12 protein-coding genes are annotated in these 16,840 nt (G+C 76.7%); 11 read left to right on the forward strand and 1 reads right to left on the reverse strand.

What is annotated here, in order from left to right; translation table 11 throughout:
* The first annotated feature begins 120 nt into the window (after positions 1-120).
* The 5 genes from KVT44_RS54075 (at position 121) to KVT44_RS54095 (ending at position 6,885) form a co-directional block, all read left to right on the forward strand.
* Complete coding sequence (locus tag KVT44_RS54075; RefSeq protein WP_217576425.1) at positions 121-1,140, forward strand: aromatase/cyclase; 1,020 nt, start codon at positions 121-123, stop codon at positions 1,138-1,140.
* A gap of 64 nt (positions 1,141-1,204) precedes the next feature.
* Entirely contained in the window at positions 1,205-2,959 is a 1,755-nt protein-coding gene (locus KVT44_RS54080; protein WP_217576427.1) for a hypothetical protein, read from the forward strand.
* A 281-nt stretch (positions 2,960-3,240) separates the two neighbouring features.
* On the forward strand, positions 3,241-4,281 hold the full coding sequence (locus tag KVT44_RS54085; protein WP_308314410.1) for a 4'-phosphopantetheinyl transferase superfamily protein: 1,041 nt from the start codon (positions 3,241-3,243) through the stop codon (positions 4,279-4,281).
* Positions 4,282-4,296: 15 nt separating this feature from the next.
* Entirely contained in the window at positions 4,297-4,650 is a 354-nt protein-coding gene (locus KVT44_RS54090) for a hypothetical protein (RefSeq protein WP_217576429.1), read from the forward strand.
* A 60-nt stretch (positions 4,651-4,710) separates the two neighbouring features.
* Positions 4,711-6,885 (forward strand): condensation domain-containing protein, encoded by a 2,175-nt coding sequence (locus KVT44_RS54095; protein ID WP_217576431.1) that lies wholly within the window; start codon positions 4,711-4,713, stop codon positions 6,883-6,885.
* A gap of 1,085 nt (positions 6,886-7,970) precedes the next feature.
* Here KVT44_RS54095 and KVT44_RS54100 read toward each other — a convergent pair.
* The gene (locus tag KVT44_RS54100) at positions 7,971-8,792 is read right to left on the reverse strand and encodes an AfsR/SARP family transcriptional regulator (protein ID WP_054231258.1); all 822 of its coding nucleotides are present in this window, start codon (positions 8,790-8,792) and stop codon (positions 7,971-7,973) included.
* Positions 8,793-9,370: 578 nt separating this feature from the next.
* Here KVT44_RS54100 and KVT44_RS54105 point away from each other — a divergent pair.
* The 6 genes from KVT44_RS54105 (at position 9,371) to KVT44_RS60925 (ending at position 16,471) form a co-directional block, all read left to right on the forward strand.
* Positions 9,371-9,565 carry an acyl-CoA carboxylase subunit epsilon gene (locus KVT44_RS54105; protein ID WP_099918219.1) on the forward strand — a complete coding sequence of 65 codons (195 nt, stop codon included), beginning with the start codon at positions 9,371-9,373 and terminating at the stop codon, positions 9,563-9,565.
* Positions 9,566-9,649: 84 nt separating this feature from the next.
* The gene (locus KVT44_RS54110; protein ID WP_254651163.1) at positions 9,650-11,278 is read left to right on the forward strand and encodes an acyl-CoA carboxylase subunit beta; all 1,629 of its coding nucleotides are present in this window, start codon (positions 9,650-9,652) and stop codon (positions 11,276-11,278) included.
* Between the two features lie 322 nt (positions 11,279-11,600).
* Positions 11,601-12,425 (forward strand): AfsR/SARP family transcriptional regulator, encoded by an 825-nt coding sequence (locus KVT44_RS54115; RefSeq protein WP_097281957.1) that lies wholly within the window; start codon positions 11,601-11,603, stop codon positions 12,423-12,425.
* A 214-nt stretch (positions 12,426-12,639) separates the two neighbouring features.
* Positions 12,640-13,461, forward strand: coding sequence for a phosphopantetheine-binding protein (locus tag KVT44_RS54120; protein WP_217576433.1), 822 nt, complete (start codon positions 12,640-12,642; stop codon positions 13,459-13,461).
* 29 nt (positions 13,462-13,490) lie between these two features.
* Positions 13,491-15,581 carry a polyketide synthase gene (locus KVT44_RS54125; RefSeq protein ID WP_217576435.1) on the forward strand — a complete coding sequence of 697 codons (2,091 nt, stop codon included), beginning with the start codon at positions 13,491-13,493 and terminating at the stop codon, positions 15,579-15,581.
* Positions 15,578-16,471 carry a 4'-phosphopantetheinyl transferase superfamily protein gene (locus tag KVT44_RS60925; RefSeq protein ID WP_308314411.1) on the forward strand — a complete coding sequence of 298 codons (894 nt, stop codon included), beginning with the start codon at positions 15,578-15,580 and terminating at the stop codon, positions 16,469-16,471. Before KVT44_RS54125 ends, KVT44_RS60925 begins: the two co-directional genes overlap by 4 nt.
* Positions 16,472-16,840: the final 369 nt, after the last annotated feature.

Below are 16,840 nucleotides of genomic sequence, written 5' to 3' on the forward strand. Positions count from 1 at the left end.
GGGGGGGGGGGGGGGGGGGGGGGGGGGTGGGGGGGGGGGGGGGGGGGGCGGGGGGGGCGGGGGGGGGGGGGAGGGGGGGGGGGGGGGGGGGGGGGTGCGCCTGGAGGAGGAGGGGCCGGCATGTCGTCGCGCGTGCACGCCTGTGAGTACACGGTGGGGGTGGCCGCTCCGGCCGGTGTCGTGTACGGGATGCTGGCCGATGCCGCGCGCTGGCCGGTGTTCTTGCCCTCGGTCGTGCATGTCGAGCGTCTCGACTTCGACGGGGTCCAGGAGCGGCTGCGGATGTGGGAGCTGGCCGATGAGGCCGGCGCCGGCGCCGGCGCCGCTGCCGACGACGCCGCCGATGGTGGTGGGGGTGGTGTGCTGGGTGGCCGGGTTGGTTCCTGGTATGCCCGGCGGGTGCTGCATCCCGATGCCCGGGCGGTCGTGTTCGAGCAGGAGGATGCTGTCTGGCCCGGCAGTGTGACCTCGGGTGTGTGGAGTGTGCGGCCGGCGGGTGAGACGGAGTGTGTGCTGGGCCTGCGTCAGGAGCGCGGGCTGCCGGTGGCGGCTGCGGACGGTGCCCGCCGGGAGGCGGAGGCGGACGTGCGCCGCCGGCTTGCCCAGGTACGGCGGGCGGCCGGGCGGTGGGAGCAGCTGGACGAGCTGCTGCTGTCGTTCGAGGACCGGGTGCGGATCGAGGGCCCCGCGGAGCTGGTTTACGACTTCCTCTACCGGATCGGGGACTGGCCCGGGCGGGTCCCGCATGTGGAGCGGACCGGTGTGTGTGAGGACGTGCCGGGGATCCAGGTGGTGTCCCTGGACACCTGCGCGGCGCCGGGCGGGCGGACGGTGAGCACGCGGGCCGTGCGGCTGTGTTTCCCGCACGCCGGGCGGATCGTCTACAAGGAGACGCTCACGCCCGAGCTGGTCGCCGCCCACAGCGGCGAGTGGTCGCTGCTGCCGGACGCGTCCGGGGTCACGGTCGTCGCGGCCCACCAGGTGATGCTCCGGCAGGAGGCCGTCTTTGCGGTGCTCGGTGCGGGGACCGGCCTGCTCGAGGCCCGCGACCATGTCCGTGCCTGGCTGTCGCGCGCCAGTACCGAAACGCTGGGCCTGGCCAAGTGGCATGCCGAGAGCACCGTGCGCCGTCTGCGGTGAACAGATGACCTGCGATGAACAGCCGACCGGATGACCAGGTGACCAGATGAACAGGAGGCCGGTCATGGCCGTCACCCTGCCCGCCGCGCCCAGCGCACCCGCCCCTGCCGTTACTGTCCCGCCGGCCCGGCCGGCGGCCCCGCCGTCCGCGGCTGCTTTCACCGCCCGGCCGCCCGCCGCGGCGTCCGGGCCGGCGGTGTCCGGGCCGTCGGTGCCGTCGGTGTCGTCGTCGGCGGGGGAGGAGGCGGGGAGCGGGGGCGGGTGCGCCGTCCGTGTGGCCGGGCCGGTCCCGGGAGCGCTGGCGCACCGGTATGCCGCGCTGCCGCCGCCGCTCCGGGTGGCGCTCGCCGCGCTGCGGCTGGAGGTGCTGCTGGGCGATCCCCGCGACGCGGCCAACCCCTACAGCCTGCCCGCCCTCGCCGCCCCCGCCCACGCCTCTGCCGGGTCCGCCGCCTCTGCCGGGGCTGCCGGGGCGGGGGAGGGGCGGGCCGGGCGGGCGGGCGCGCTTCTTACGGCGGCCGGTCTGGGACAGGTACGCGCCGCCGACCAGCGGGTACGTGCCCTGCGCCCGCTCCTGCGCCGGGATCTGGCCCTGGGACATGCCGCGGTCACGTGGGGCGGGCCGGGTATGCCGCCCGCCGGACGTGTCCGGGGGCAGGCCGCGGAGTCCTCCCCGGTGTCCTCTTTGGTGCCCGCCGCGCTGCCCGGCCCGGCGGCCCTGGTGGCCGCCGCCGGCAGTGTGCTGCGCCAGGCCGCGCTCGCCGTGGCCGGCCGCGGCGGCGGTGAGCCGGCCCTGCGGCAGTGGCAGCCCGTGCTCGCCGCCGCCTTCGCCGACCTGCTGGCCTGCGAGAGCCTGACCTGTGTGGCGCTGCGCCGCCCGGCCGCCCCCGGGCCGGGGCCAGGGGCCGGGGCGGGGGTGGGGGCGGGGCTGCTGGGCGCGGTGGCCGGCTACGTGGTGCCGACCGTGCTGGCCGACGTACTGGCGCAGCTGGGACTGGTCCTTGCCGAATGCGGCCACGGGCCCGCCAGTACCGGGGGCGGGATGCTCGCGAAACTGACCCGTGACCTTCCCCTGGCCGGGGTGGACGCGGCGGGCGCCGCGTACTGGCAGGCCCGCCTGGCCAGGGCCCTGCCGGCCCTGGCGGCCGAAGAGCCCCGCACCGCGCACCGCGGCCCGGTCCCCGCCCCCTTCCGGCTCGCCGGCCCGCCCGCACCCGCCCCCGCCGCTGCCGGGGAGCAGGGGGACGGGCACACCCCGGACGGGCACGAGTCCGGCCGCCTTACCCCGGACGGGCACGAGACGGACGGGCACACCCCCGACGGGCACGAGCCGGGCGGGCATGAGCCGGACGGGTACGGCGTGGGCGGTGACGACAGTGTGGTGCTGTCCGGTCTGCTGCGCGCCGGTGCCGCCCGTGCGGACGGTGCGGACGGTGCGGACGGCGGGGATACGGGCCGTGCCGCGCTGGGGGCGCTGGCCCGGCGGCTGCTGACCGAGCAGCGTGCGCTGCGCCGGCCGTGCCGCACGGCCGGCGCGGAACCCGGCGCTGTGGCGGCGCGGGCGCTGGCGGACCGGCAGGCCCTGCTGTGGCTGGCCGCCGCCGTGCTCGGTGTCAGGGAGGCCGCCGACGACGGCCGCGGCCTGTTTCTGGGCGGTACGCACTGGGCGCTGCTCGCGCTGACGGGCATCGCGGGACGGCTGGGCGTGCCGCTGCCCGGACCGGCCCCCGACCCGCGCGCACCCGTCTGGGCGGAACTGGCCGGCCGCGTGCGCCGCGGCGTGGACTGCGACGTGTACGCCACCCGGCTGCTGTGGTGAGCGGGCACAGCCCGGCCGACGGCCCGGGCAGCACCACACCCCCCGGGACTGTGTCCGCCGGGGCCGCACCCCCCGGGACCACACCCCCCGGGACTGTGTCCGTCGGGGCCGCACCCCCGGGGACTGTGTCCGTCGGGGCCGCACCCCCGGGGGCCGCATCTCCCGGGTCCGTGCCCCCTGGCGCCGTTCCTGCCGGGGCCGTGTCCGCCGGGGCGGGTTCCGGGGGCCGGGTTTTTGGGGGGCCGGGGCGGGACGGGGCGGGGGAGGGCGGGGGAGAGCGGGTGCCCGGCCCGCTGCTGCCCGTACTGCCGTCCGGCCCGCCGCCAGGGACCTCGCCTGTTCCGCTGCCCGGTGCGCCGTCCGGTCCGCCGCGCGGTCTGCCGTCCGGTCCGCCATCCGGTGCGCCATCCGGTGCGGCGTCCGGTGTGCCGCCGGGTCTGCCGTCCGGTGTGCTGGCCGGGTGGGGGTCCGGGGGGCTGTCCGGGCTGTCGCCGGGGCCGTTGTTGCATGTGGCGGGGCCGGACGGGCCGTGGGAGCAGGTGCACGACCAGGTTGCCGGGCAGGGCCATGCCCTGGTGCACACCACCTGGGGGCAGTGGCTGACGGCGGCGCTGCTGGATCCCGGGCTGCGGTCTCTGCTCGGCCGTGACTGGCCGCGGTACCGGCAGACGGCCGCCCCGGCGGGCCGGCTGCGGTTCGCCGTCTCCCGGATGGTCCTCAAGCACACTGCGGCCGCCGCGCTCCAGGTTCCCGCGGACGCCCTCGACCTCGCCTACCGGCCGGGCGGCCGCCCGCATCTGCGCGGCCTGGCCGAGGCCGAGGTGAGCCTGGCCCACACCGACGAGCTGATCGTGGTCGGCATCAGCCGCAGCGGGCCGATCGGGGTGGACGCCGAGCCCGTCACCCGCCGGCCCTCTTTCGAGCTGCTGCATCCCTACGTGTGCACCCCGGACGAGGCCGCGGAGCTCGCCGCGCTGGGCGAGGACGAGCGGGCGCTGCGGCTGCTGCACCTGTGGACCCTCAAGGAGGCCTACACCAAGGCGCTCGGGCACGGCATGCGGCGCCGTTTCTCGGCGGTCGGGTTCCGCCGCGACGAACAGGGCCGTACGGTCCTGGCCGGCGAGCCGGACGGCGCGGCGCGGTGGATTCTGGCCACCCATCTTGTCCACGGCCGGTATCTGGTCAGCAGCGCCCGCCGTCCGCCGCGGGAAATCGAGACCGCTTCGCGGCCCGCTCCATACCCGCTCGAGGAAACAGGCCTCCCACCTGCGGCGACGTTAGGCTGGCAGCTGCCGGGCAGCTCCGGCGCACAGCCGACATGACGAGAGGCGGGCGTCGTGAACCACCGTGCAGCCATCCCACCGCACCCGGCCCGGCCCGCCCCCGCCCGGCCCGCCCCCGTGCGGCCTGTCCCTGCCCGGCCTGTCTTCGCGCGGGGCGCCGCCGCGGGACGTCCCGGCGGCAGCTTTCGCCGCCGCCCGGCCCGTCGCGGGCCGGGCGCCGCGGCCCGCGCCCACCGCCCGGCCGGCCCGTCCGCCGTCACCCCGCCCGATGCCGTCCCGCCCGCACCCGCGGCTGCCGCACCCGCACCCGCAGTGGCCGTGCCCGCCGTGCCCGCCGTGCCTGTCCTCCCCGCACCCCTGCCGGTCCTGCCGGCCGTGCCGGCAGTGCTGGTCCTGCTGGTCGGGTAAGGGGTGCGGGGGGCCGGTCCGCCGTGCCGCGGGGGCGGGTTCTGGGGCCTGGGAGGGCGGATGAGCAGCCAGGACGTGCCGCAGGGGGCTGTTCTTGCCGTGGTCCATGAGCCGGTGGCGCCGGCGCCGGGCGGTCCGCTGGTCCTGGAACTGCGCGGACCGCTGGGCCCGGCGGACGCCGAGACGGTCGCCGCCCGGCTCGCGCAGCGCCACCGTGCCTTCGGTGTCGCGCTGGACAGTCACCGGCCCGGTCACCACACGCTGCGCCTGACCCCGCCCGCCGCGGGCGGGTTCGCCGCGCTGCCCGCGGACCTGCTGGCCGACCTGCTGGCGCCGCCCCCGCCGGGCGGGGAGATCCTCCCGGTCACCGGACACCAGCAGACCCTGCTGCGCGCCGCCCTCACCCCCGCCCCCGCCGGCGCCGGTGACAACAGCGGCAGCAGTGACGGCAGCGACGGCAGCGACGGTGGTGGGGTCGAGCAGTTGTACTGGGACTGGTCCGGGCCTCTCGACGTGGCGCGGTTCGCCGCGGCGTGGCAGTCCGTCGTCGACCGGGAGTGTGTGCTGCGGGCCTGTTTCGACTGGGTCGCCGCGCCGCGGCTGGTGCTGCACGCCCGGGCCGAGGCGGACATCGCCGTGTGTTCCCCGGCCGCCGTCACCTGGCCCCAGCTGCTGCGGCGGGACCGGGCGCGGGGGTTCGCGCTGCACCGGCCGGGGCTGCTGCGCCTGACCCTGCTGGCGGCGGAGCCCGGCGGGGGTGCGGGCGCGGCGCCGCCGCGGGTGCTGCTGACCTATCACCCGGCCCTCCTCGACGAGCGGGGTGTGCACCTGCTCCTGCGGGAGTTCTACCGCGCCTACGCCGGCGGCGGCGTCCTGCCGGGCGGGGAACGCCGTCCCGATCTGCGCGACCATGCCCGCTGGCTGGCCAGCCAGGACACCACGGCCGCGCGGCAGTTCTGGGCCCGCGCGGTACCGCCGCCGCGGGCCGCCACCCGCCCGGGGCGGCCGGGCGGCGCCACCGGGCAGAGCGGGCCCGGTCTGCTGCACACCCGGCTGCGGGCGCCGGAGACCTTCCGACTGCGTTCCTGGGCCGCGCTGCGCGGCGCCGCCGAGTCCAGCGCGCTGCACCTGGTGTGGGCGCTGCTGCTGTACCGGGCGGCGGGCGTTCCGGGGCCGCTGCCGGTGAGTTTCGGGGTGCAGCTGTCGGGCCGGGACATCGCCCTGCCGGGTGCCGCGGGCATTCCCGGCCTGCTGGACAGCCCGCTGCCGATGACCGTGACCGTCGATCCGGCCGCCCCGCTGGCGGGCCTGCTGCACCAGGTCCGCGACACGCTGCTGGACCTGGCCGCCTACCCGTGGGCCAGCACCGAGACGGTCCGTGCGTGGGCCCCCCGCCCGCCCGCCGCCCCCGGCCCCGCCCCCGGTCCCGCCGCCGGTCCCGCTGCCGGTCCCGGCCCCGGTGCTGTTGCGGGTCCTGCCGCGGGTGTGGGTCCGCTCTGCGGTGCCGGCAGCACTCTGGTGCGTTTCGACGGCCCGCTTGTGCTGCCGAAGGTCCTGCGCAGCGAACTCGCCGCCCAGGGCGTCCACGCGGACACCCCCCGCAGCGCGGCCGGCGCCACCGGCGGCCCCCTGACCCTCGCCGCCCGGCACGACACCGCCGGCGGCCTGGTCCTGGGCCTGTTCCACGACCGGGCGCAGCTCGCGGACGAGGACGCCGCCGCCCTGCACTCCCAGTGCGTACGCCTGCTGCGCGCGCTGCCCGAGTTCCGGCAGGCCCAGGCCAGTGCCGGACAGCTGCTGGACCTGCTGGCCCGGGCCGCGATACCGCGCATGGCCCGGCCGGTGCCGCCCGCGCCGCACCCCGCTCTGACCGTGCTGCGGCCCGGGCATCCGCACGCGGACGTGATCTGCCTGGTCACCGCCCCAGGTGTGCCGGCGGGCAGCTACGACCTGTTCGTCCGCGGCCACCGCGGCCCGGAGGAAATCGTGGCCGTGCACGGTGACGGCGCGCCGGGCGTGCTGCCGGCCGCGCTGCACCAGGCATCCGGGCCGGGCCGGCGCCTGGTGCTGTGCGGGTGCGGGCCCGGGGGGAGGGCGGCCTACGAACTCGCCCAGCGCACGCCGCATGCTCCCGGCACTGTTGCGGCCGTGGTCATGACCGGCATCGGCGACGCCGCCGCCAGCGCGTCCGCCCTCGCCCGCGGGGTGCGCTCCGTCCTCACCCCGCCCCCCTGAACCCGTCCCGCCCCGCGCCAGAAACCGGTCCCGCCGGAGCCGGGCATACGTCCGCTCGCCGTTGCGCATCCGTCAGGCCGGTGGTGACGCTTTCCCCTTCCCGGCGGGCTCCTGCCGCTACCTCGCCCGTCCGGCAGGCGCCGTGCGCGAGGAGTTCCCCGCTCACCCGTACGCCGGCCAGGCGCCCGGCCGGCGCGCAGAGCGCCGCCTTGCGGCCGATACCGGGAGCCTGGCCGCCCGCGGGGCTGAGACCCGGTCTCTCTCACCACGGCGTTCAGCTCATCGGGGGTTTCCTCCGCTGCTCGCGTGCGAGAGGGCACACGTTCCGGCGGAGAGGGCCCATGAAGCGCATCCGGCCGTCATCGGCCGCGGTGGCCGAGGTGCGTGCAGCGCATACCGCCGGCGGCCACCGGCACGGCTGCACGGGCATCCGGACGGGCTGCGGGAGCATCCGAGCCAGGCGGTGAACCCGGCGCCGCGGAACGGGCGTCCACGAGTTTTGGGACCATCCGGTGCCTTGCGTGCCTCCAGCTGTGCGATCACCCCGGATACCGCGGCGATCGGTGGCCGGCAGCCGCGGCCCGACGGCCCGATGTGCCGCATCGGCGCGGGCGGCACCGGCTGCCGGCTGCCGGCCTCACCCTCACCGGGCCGGGCCGGGCCGGGCCCGGTCGGGCCCGGGGGGCGCGCCGGTGGCCGCGCCGGGGGGGCCCCCGGCCGCCACCTGCCGCCCCCCCCCCCACCGGGCGGGGCGGGGCCGGGCGGGGGACGGGGAGGGGGAGGGGGCCGGCCACGACGGCCGCCCGGGATTCACCGGGGAGGAACGCATCAGGTACCCGAAGGGCCCGCGGCCACGGCGGCGGACAGGCCGCCGGGCGGCCCGTGCGGACCCCGCCCGGACTGCGCGCATCCCCGACACCCGCCGTCCATTCCGCCGCCCGCCGCCCGCCGCCCGCCGCCCGTCCCCGTCCCCGCTGTGCCCGCAAGTTGTGCCCGTCCGCCGCCGGCCCGCAGCATCCCTCCCGCCGCTGCCCGTTGCCCGCCGCTGCCCGCCCCCGCCGCGACTCGCGGCGGGGGCGGGTTTGTCAGGCCGTGAACAGGTCGTAGGTGGAGCTGTGGCGCGGGCCTGCGAGGACGTCCAGCTGGGGGTCGACGGTCAGGACGGCCTGGTGGAGGCGTTGCAGCTGGGGGGAGGGTTCCACGCCCAGGTCCTCGATCAGCCGTACCCGCAGCCGGCGGTAGACCTCCAGCGCGGAGGCCTGCCGGCCGGAGCGGTAGAGCGCCACCATGGCCTGGGAGTGCAGTCCCTCGTGCTGGGGGTGACGGGCGGTCAGTTCGATGAGCTCGGCGATGAGTTCGGCGTGCCGGCCCAGCCGCAGGTCGGCGTCGATGCGCCGTTCCACGGTGACCAGCCGGCTCTCCTCCAGCCGCACCACCTCGATCTCCAGGACCGGCCCCAGCCGTACGTCGACCAGGGCGGGGCCCTGCCACAGGCCCAGGGCCGCCTTGAAACGGGCGGCGGAGACCTCGTCGTCGCCGCTCTCGAAGGCGGCCTGTCCCTCCCTCGTCAGCCGGTCGTACTGGTGCACGTCGACGCAGTCGGGCGGGATCTGCAGCAGATAGCCGCCGTGCCGGGTGGCCAGCACCTCCTTGGCGCCGCCCGGCGCACCGGGCCCCATCGCGGTGCCCAGCCGCCGGCGCAGCTGCAGGATGTAGGTCTGCAGCGTGGTCAGCGCGCTCTGCGGCGGCTGTGTCGCCCAGATCTCCTCCATGAGGGTCGGGACGGGCATCACCCGCCCGGGATACAACGCCAGCAGCGACAGGATCTGCCGCGGCTTGCCCGCGCTCGGAACGATGGATCCCCCGTTGACCTCGGCACTCAACGGACCCAGAACCTGAATCCTCACGGTCTCCTCCGTATTCCGCATTCCGTATGTCGTCGAGCTCCTTGTCCCGTTCCACTTTGTTGGCCGGAAATCCGCGCCGCCGCTCACGCTAGCCGCGGCCGTCCCCGTCCAGCGTTTTCCTGGATCCGTTCTCGAGCGGACTTCCAAGTCCGGTGCCGCGTACGGCGTTCGGCGCGCTGGAGAACGTGCGTACGGCCGCTCGAGGAGAACTCCTGATTCCGCTGTCGCCGCACTCCACACGGCTACCGTCGTCCCCTTTTCCCGCGCGCCGGCGCGGGGCCGCCCGGATCCGTAATCACCGCCACCGGCGCAGTCAAGACACCATGTCCCCGCCCCCGCCGCATACGCGCCGCACCGCGCGCCGCCCGCGCCGCCCCCGGCCCCCGCCGCCCCTCCACCCGCCCGCCCGCACGGGCGGCGGCTGGCCGAAGCGTTTCCCCCCGCCCCGCACACGCCCCCGCCCCGCACACGCCCCCGCGCCGCGCCGGTCCGCCGCCGTGTGCGGTGCTCTTCGAGCGCAGTGAGAGCGGTTCTTGAGCCGGGTGGCCGACGGTGTCCCCACGACCGAAGGAGGGGGTATGGGCACGCCGGAGCACCACGAGCCCGTCCTGCGCGTGGAGCGCGGGCAGGCCAGCGACGAGGAACTGGCCGCACTGACCGTGGTGCTGCTCGCGCTGCGCGCGGGCGGCGTGTTCCCCCGCCGGGGCAGGCCGGTCAACGGCTCCCGCTGGTGGCGGCCCCGCACCCACCGGGCCCCGCGCAGCTGGCAGTGACACCGCCCCCCGCCCCCCGCCGGGGTCCGGCGCGGCCGGCCGTGATGCGGAACTCCCCGCCCCAGAAAGGGACCTGACATGGCAATGACCACCGCCCCCGCCCCCGTACTCGCCCAGGGCCCGGCCCCTGCCGCGGGCCCCGCCCCGGCCGGGCCGGAGCCGGCCGGCATCCGCGGACACGTGGCCGAACTGCACGCGATCCGCGAGGCGGCCCGGCTGGGCCCGGGGGAGAAGGCGACCGCCGCGCAGCACGCCAAGGGCAAGCTGACCGCCCGGGAACGCATCGCCCTGCTGCTGGACGAAGGCAGCTTCCAGGAGGTCGAGCAACTGCGCAGGCACCGGGCGACCGGGTTCGGCCTGGAGGCCAAGAAGCCCTACACCGACGGTGTCGTCACCGGCTGGGGCACGGTGGAGGGCCGTACGGTCTTCGTCTACGCGCACGACTTCCGTATCTTCGGCGGCGCGCTGGGCGAGGCGCACGCCACGAAGATCCACAAGATCATGGACATGGCCATCGCGGCCGGTGCGCCGCTGGTCTCCCTCAACGACGGCGCGGGCGCCCGGATCCAGGAGGGTGTCTCCGCGCTCGCCGGCTACGGCGGCATCTTCCAGCGCAACACGAAGGCCTCCGGCGTCATCCCGCAGATCTCGGTGATGCTCGGCCCGTGCGCGGGCGGCGCCGCCTACAGCCCCGCGCTGACGGACTTCGTGTTCATGGTCCGCGAGACCTCGCAGATGTTCATCACCGGCCCCGACGTCGTCAAGACGGTCACCGGCGAGGAGATCACCCAGAACGGGCTCGGCGGCGCCGACGTCCACGCGGAGACCTCCGGCGTGGCGCACTTCGCCTACGACGACGAGGAGACCTGCCTCGCGGAGGTGCGCTACCTCCTGTCGATGCTCCCGCAGAACAACCGCGAGAACCCCCCGCACACCACCCCCCACGACCCGCCCGGACGGCGCGGCGAGACCCTCCTGGACCTGGTCCCCGCGGACGGCAACCGCCCCTACGACATGGCGAAGGTCATCGAGGAGATCGTCGACGACGGCGACTTCCTGGAGGTCCACGAGCGCTGGGCCCGCAACATCATCTGCGCGCTGGCCCGTCTGGACGGCCAGGTGGTGGGCATCGTCGCCAACCAGCCGCAGACCCTGGCCGGCGTGCTGGACATCGAGGCGTCCGAGAAGGCCGCCCGGTTCGTGCAGATGTGCGACGCCTTCAACATCCCGATCGTCACCCTGCTGGACGTTCCCGGGTTCCTGCCCGGGGTTGACCAGGAGCACGGCGGGATCATCCGGCACGGCGCCAAGCTGCTGTACGCGTACTGCAACGCGACCGTGCCGCGGATCTCGCTCATCCTGCGCAAGGCCTACGGCGGCGCCTACATCGTCATGGACTCCCAGTCCATCGGCGCCGACCTCACCTACGCCTGGCCCACCAACGAGATCGCCGTGATGGGCGCGGAAGGCGCGGCAGGCGTCATCTTCCGCCGGCAGATCGCCCAGGCCGCCGACCCCGAGGCCATGCGCGCCCGCATGGTCAAGGAGTACAGGGCCGAACTCATGCACCCCTACTACGCCGCCGAACGCGGCCTGGTCGACGACGTCATCGACCCCGCCGCCACCCGCGAGGTCCTCATCCGCTCCCTGGCCATGCTGCACGCCAAACACGCCGACCTGCCCTCCCGCAAACACGGCAACCCCCCGCAGTAACCCCCGCCCCCGCACCGCCCCGCACCGCCCCGCTCCTCCCCGTCCCGGACTTCCCCTTTCCGCCCCTTCCCGTGCCGGGAGCAGACCCGGCGGTCTGCTTTGCGGGCCGCCGGCCGCGGCGGGCGGAGCCGGGGCCCGGCCTCTCCCCGGAGGGTGCGGACCGGGGAATTCCGGCACCCCGGCGGCCTGTTGCCCGTCCGCCGCCGGTCTGCTGCCGGTCCGTCACCCGACAGAAACAGCATGAACGGTCTAGTATTGACAGACCGGACGTGCTGTTTTGTAATCGTGGGTGCGGCACGGCACACCGACCAGGGGAGACGGCGTGGACATCGACGTACTGGGCGCACTGGCGGTGCGGGAGAACGGGGTGTCCATCACCCCGACCGCGCCGAAACCGCGGCAGGTCCTGGCTCTGCTGGCGCTCCACGCCGACCAGGTGGTGCCGGTCGCGGCCCTCACCGAGGAGCTGTGGGGCGCGGCCCCGCCGCGCAGCGCCCGCACCACGCTGCAGACGTACGTGCTGCAGCTGCGCGAGCTCATCGCGCAGGCGCTGGGGGACGACCGGGCCGCCGCCAAGGACGTCCTGATGACCCTGCCGGGCGGCTATCTGCTCGCCTCCGGCGGCGGCAGCAGTGATGTGCGCGCCTTCGAGCGGCTCGCGGGGGAGGGCTACCGGGCCATGGACCAGGGCGCCTTCGCCGAGGCGGCCCGCACCCTGGGCCGGGCGCTGGCACTGTGGACCGGGACCGCGTTCGCCGACGTCCAGGCCGGGGCGCAGCTGGCGATGGAGGCCCGGCGGCTGGAGGAGAGCCGGCTGTGCGCGCTGGACCAGCGCATCGAGGCCGATCTGCGGCTGGGCCGCCACCGCGAACTGCTGCCCGAACTGACCGTGCTGACCAGCCGTTACCGCACCCACGAGAATCTGCACGCGCAGTTCATGCTGGCCCTGCACCGCTCGGGGCGGCGCAGCGAGTCGCTCAGCGTCTACCACCAGCTGCGCGCCACCCTCGATGCGGACCTGGGCCTGGAGCCCTCGCCGCGGCTGCGGCGGCTGCAGCACTCGATCCAGACCGCGGCGCCGGAGGCGGCACCGGCGCCCGCTCCCGCCGACGGCGCGGGCCCGCCCGCACCCGCGCGGGTCCGCTGACACGGCGCGGACCCGCGCGGGCCGGCACGGCAGCTTTCGCAGGGCGGTACGGCAGGGTGGCTCATCCTTTGGGCGGAGGGCCGCGGCGGCGGCTGGTTCCCGGGAGCCAGTCACCGCCGGCGGGGATCACCACGGCCGGGGATGTGGCGGGGTGCCGGCGGCGCGCACAATGCCACAACGGCCACCTGGGATACGACCCTTGGAGACGCCCACCATGACATCCGTCCCTCAGCCGCCCGCGGTCTCGCCGACGCCCGTGGCCGATGTGCTCGCCGAGCTCACCGCGGTGCTGGCGGGCATGATGCGTATCGAGCCGCAGACGCTCGACGCGCAGGAGCCCTTCCGGCTGCTGGGCCTGGACTCGATGCTGTCGGTCGAGTTCGTCGCGGCGCTCAACGCCCGCTACGGCACCCGGATCGCGGCCACCGCACTGTATGAGCACCCGACGCCCCAGGCACTGGCCCGGCACGTCGCGGCCGAACTCGGCACCCCCCGCCCCGCCACCCCCACAGACACACCCACACCCACGGACACGGAGGCGGACGTGGATGTGGCCGCGGCCGTGGATGTTGATGTGGCTGATGTGGCTGTGGAGGCGGTCACGGACACGCTGCGGGAGCAGCTCGCCGGGATCCTGCACTGCGGGCCGGGGGAGATCGACGTGAGCGCGCCGTTCGCGGCACTGGGGCTGGACTCGATCCTGGCCGCGGAGTTCCTGGCCGGCATCAACCGCGCCTACGGCCTCAGCGAGCAGGCCGACCTGCTCTACGACCAGCCCGACCTCGGGGCCATGGCGGCGTACGTCAGCGCGCGGGCGGCGCACCGCGCGCACCGCACGCCCGCGTCGGGCCGCCGTGGCGCGGCTTTTGCCGTCCCGGCCGGGCAGCCGGGGCCGTCCCCGGCGGGCCCGGTGCCGGGCGGCGCCCCCGTCGCGCCGGCGGCGGGGGTCGATCTGGACGCGCTGCTCGACGCGGTACGTGACGAGGTGCTCAGCATCGACGAGGCGGCCGCCCTGCTGGCGGCCCGCTCCGCCTGACGGACCGTCCGAGACGAAGGGCGCACGTGATGGACACCCGGGAGATCCTGACGCGGTTCAAGGGCGGCACCCTGCGGCGTGAGCACGCCGTGGCCCTGCTGGCCGGCATTTCGCCGGCCGTGGCCCCGCCGGTCGTGGCCCTGCCGGTGACGGCCCTGCCGGCGGCGGCGGACCGTGCGCCGCTGCCCGCCCCCGGCCCTGTTCCCGGCCCTGTTCCCGGTGCCGATGCCGGCGACGGGGCCGGGGCCGCGACGGGGGCCGGTGCGGGCATGCCGTGTGCGGTCGTGGGGATCCAGGGCCGTTTCCCGCAGGCGGGGGATCTGGAGGCGTTCTGGCGCAACGGGCTGCAGGGGCGGATCGCCGAGGCCGCGCTCCCGGGCGGGCGGCGGTCGGCGTGTGCGGGCTGGCGGGGGCATTTCCTGGACGGTGTGGAGGAGTTCGACCCGGACCTGTTCGGGCTCGGTGCCCGGGAGGCGGCGGGGCTGGACCTGCGGGAGCGGCTGCTGGCGCAGAGCGCGTGGCAGACGCTGGAGAGCGCCGGATACGCCGGAGCGCGTCTGGAACGGCTCACCGCCTCCGACGGCACGGCGCGCAGCGTGGGGGTGTATGCCGCTCTCGGCCCGGCCGGCGGTGCGCTGCCGGGCACCGGGCACCGGCACACCGCCCCTCCGGCTTCCCGGCCCGGGCCGGCCGCGCGGCTGTCGCGGCTGCTCGACCTGCGCGGGCCCAGCCTGAGCGTGGACAGCGGTGACTCCTCCTTCCTGACCGCGCTGCACCTCGCGCTCGGCGGGCTGCGTGCGGGCGAGTGCGCCGCGGCGCTGGTCGGCGCGGTCGAGCTGCGCCTGCATCCGGCGTGCCAGCGGCCCGGCGCCGGTGAGGGGGTGGCGGCCGTGCTGCTCAAGCCGCTGGCCGCGGCCCGTGCCGACGGCGACCGCGTGCACGCCGTGATCCGCTCCAGCGCGGTCGGCCACCCGGGCCGCGCCGCCCTGGGCCCGCAGCACGGCCGGCTGGTCGGCCGGGCGCTGGCCGCGGCCGGCCTGCGGCCCCCGGGCACGGGCCCGCAGCACCCGGACGCCGGCCCGCAAGGCCCGGACCCCGGCCCGCAGTTGGAGGCGCCGGACGCCGGCCTGGAGGCTGTGGGGGTCGCTCTGGAGGAGAGTTCCCGGACGGTGGCGGCGCTGGTGGGAGATGCCGGGGCGGTGACCGGGGCGGCGGCCCTGGTCCGCGCCGTGGGGCAGCTGCGCCACGCCGTGCTGCTGGCCGGCCCGGACCGCCCCGCGCCCGCCGCCTGGGAGCCGGCCCGCCGCGACGACGGCACCGTGCTGCCCCGCAGGGCGCTGGTCAGCGTGCCCGGACCCGCAGCCCCCGCAGCCCCCACGGACGCCGTAGACGCCGCAGGCCCCACGGACGCCGTAGACGCCGTAGGCCCCGCAGACGCAGGGGACGCGGCAGACGGCGCGGACGGCGTGGAGGACACGGACGGCGCGGACGATGTGGAGGGTGTGGGTGTGGGTGTGGTGCTGGTCGTGGAGGAGGCGCCTGCCGTCCCCCGCGTCCCGGCCCGCACGGGCCCGCCGCCGGGCACGCGTCCCGCGGAACTGGTGCTGCTGTCCGCCGCGACGCCCGCGCACCTGGCAGCCACCGCCGGCCGGCTCGCGGCCCGCCTGTCCGACGGCGGCGGCGGCGGTGGCGGTGGACGGGACGGCGGCCCGGCGGGCCCGGATCTCGCCGCGGTCGCGCACGAACTGCGCCTGGGGCGGGCGGTGTTGCGCTGCCGTCTGGCGGTGACCGTCCGCACGGTCGCCGAACTGGCCGACGCGCTGGCCGGCTTCGCCGCGCACCCCGGCCCGGGCAGGGGCCCGGCGGGTGTGCGCAGCGCCGACCTGCGCACCGCCGCAGGCCCGCCGCTGATCGAGGGACTCGAGGAGACCCGCGCCTATGTGGCCGCTCTGTGGCAGGGCGGCCGCCTGGAGCAGCTGACGCGGCTGTGGCTGGCCGGGGTCGACGTCTGCGCCGTACTGCCCGCGCATCCCGGCCCGGCCGCCGTCGAGCTGCCCGCCACCGTGCTGCGGCCCCGCCCGCTGGAGCCCGGCCCCGGCACGGACGGAGCACCGCAGTGACCACCCGCCCCGCACCCCCGACCACCCCCGCCCCCACCCTCATCCCCGCCCCCGAACCCGGGCCCGTCCCCGCTTCTGGTGCGGGGGGCGGGGAGCCGGTCAAGCTGTGGCTGTGTCCCAACGACGGCCTGCCGCCGGAGGTCGCCGGCCTGCTCGCCACGCACTGGCTGGACGCGCAGGAGCAGAAGACCGCGAGCCGCTTCCTGTTCGAACGCGACCGGCGCCAGTACCTTCTGGCCCACACCCTGGTGCGGCGCGCGCTGGCGCTGGAGGCGGGCCTGGCCGAGGCGGAGCTGGTCATCTGGCGTTCCGCGCGGGGACGGCCCTTCTTGCGGCCCGCCGCCGCGGGAGGGCCGCGCGGCGGGTCCCAGCTGGACTTCAACCTCTCCCACGCGGGCGGCTACAGCCTGCTGGGCATCGTGCGCCGGCACCGTATCGGCGTGGACGTGGAACGGCTGGAGGACCGGGACGAGCGGGCCATCACCACCATCGTGCGCACCTTCGCCGCCCCGGAGCGGGAATGGGTCGCGCGCGCCGCCGACGGGCCGGCCCGCGACCGGCGCGCGCTGCGCGTGTGGACCCTCAAGGAGGCCTACTCCAAGGCCCGCGGCCTTGGTCTCGGGCTGCCCTTCGACGCGTTCGCCTTCACGCTGGACGACGAACGCGGCGTACGCGCCTTCACCCCGCCGGCCGACGACACGGCCCGCCCATGGCGGTTCGTCGAACTGGAGCCGGTGCCCGACGTGCTGGTCGCCGTCGCCGTCCCCGCCGACGAGGCCCAGGACCCGGTCCTGCACCTCGGCTACGGCTTCCCCTGGAGCCGCGCGGCACTGCGCAGCTTCCCGCTGCCCCGCCCGGTGGGCGGACACCCCTCGGCACTCCCCGCGTAACCGGGGCCCGGGCCGCGATCGGCCCGGTCCGGGAGAACGGCTCCGAGCACCGGGTCCTGGCCCGACGGGCCGTCAGCGACCCGCCCGGGGTGGCCTGCTGCGTCTGCTACCGGACTCTTTGCGCAGTGCTCCAGGGTTCAGCCTGGGGGTGAAGCGCATCCTGTGGCTGCGACGCGGAGTGTCGTGGTGCCGGGTGGGGTGGGCGCGGAGCGCTCGCAGGGCTGCCGGGCGGAGCCGGGGAGTGCTTCGTCCGGGCCGGTGTTGCCCGTATGACAGCAGTTCAGAAGCGATTCGGCGAGGCTGGGTTCGGCTGATCGGGTCGGGTTGTCGGTGGTGGGTGTTAGCGTCCGGATCATGCAGCTTCGGTAT

Source organism: Streptomyces sp. GbtcB7 (assembly GCF_019091445.1).
Lineage (GTDB): Bacteria > Actinomycetota > Actinomycetes > Streptomycetales > Streptomycetaceae > Streptomyces > Streptomyces mirabilis.

Coding starts and splice junctions, on each gene's coding strand:
- KVT44_RS54110 (WP_254651163.1), top strand. CDS start 9,650: ATGACCACCGCCCCCGCCCCCGTACTCGCCCAGGGCCCGGCCCCTGCC.
- KVT44_RS54120 (WP_217576433.1), top strand. CDS start 12,640: ATGACATCCGTCCCTCAGCCGCCCGCGGTCTCGCCGACGCCCGTGGCC.
- KVT44_RS54105 (WP_099918219.1), top strand. CDS start 9,371: ATGGGCACGCCGGAGCACCACGAGCCCGTCCTGCGCGTGGAGCGCGGG.
- KVT44_RS54080 (WP_217576427.1), top strand. CDS start 1,205: ATGGCCGTCACCCTGCCCGCCGCGCCCAGCGCACCCGCCCCTGCCGTT.
- KVT44_RS54075 (WP_217576425.1), top strand. CDS start 121: ATGTCGTCGCGCGTGCACGCCTGTGAGTACACGGTGGGGGTGGCCGCT.
- KVT44_RS54095 (WP_217576431.1), top strand. CDS start 4,711: ATGAGCAGCCAGGACGTGCCGCAGGGGGCTGTTCTTGCCGTGGTCCAT.
- KVT44_RS54125 (WP_217576435.1), top strand. CDS start 13,491: ATGGACACCCGGGAGATCCTGACGCGGTTCAAGGGCGGCACCCTGCGG.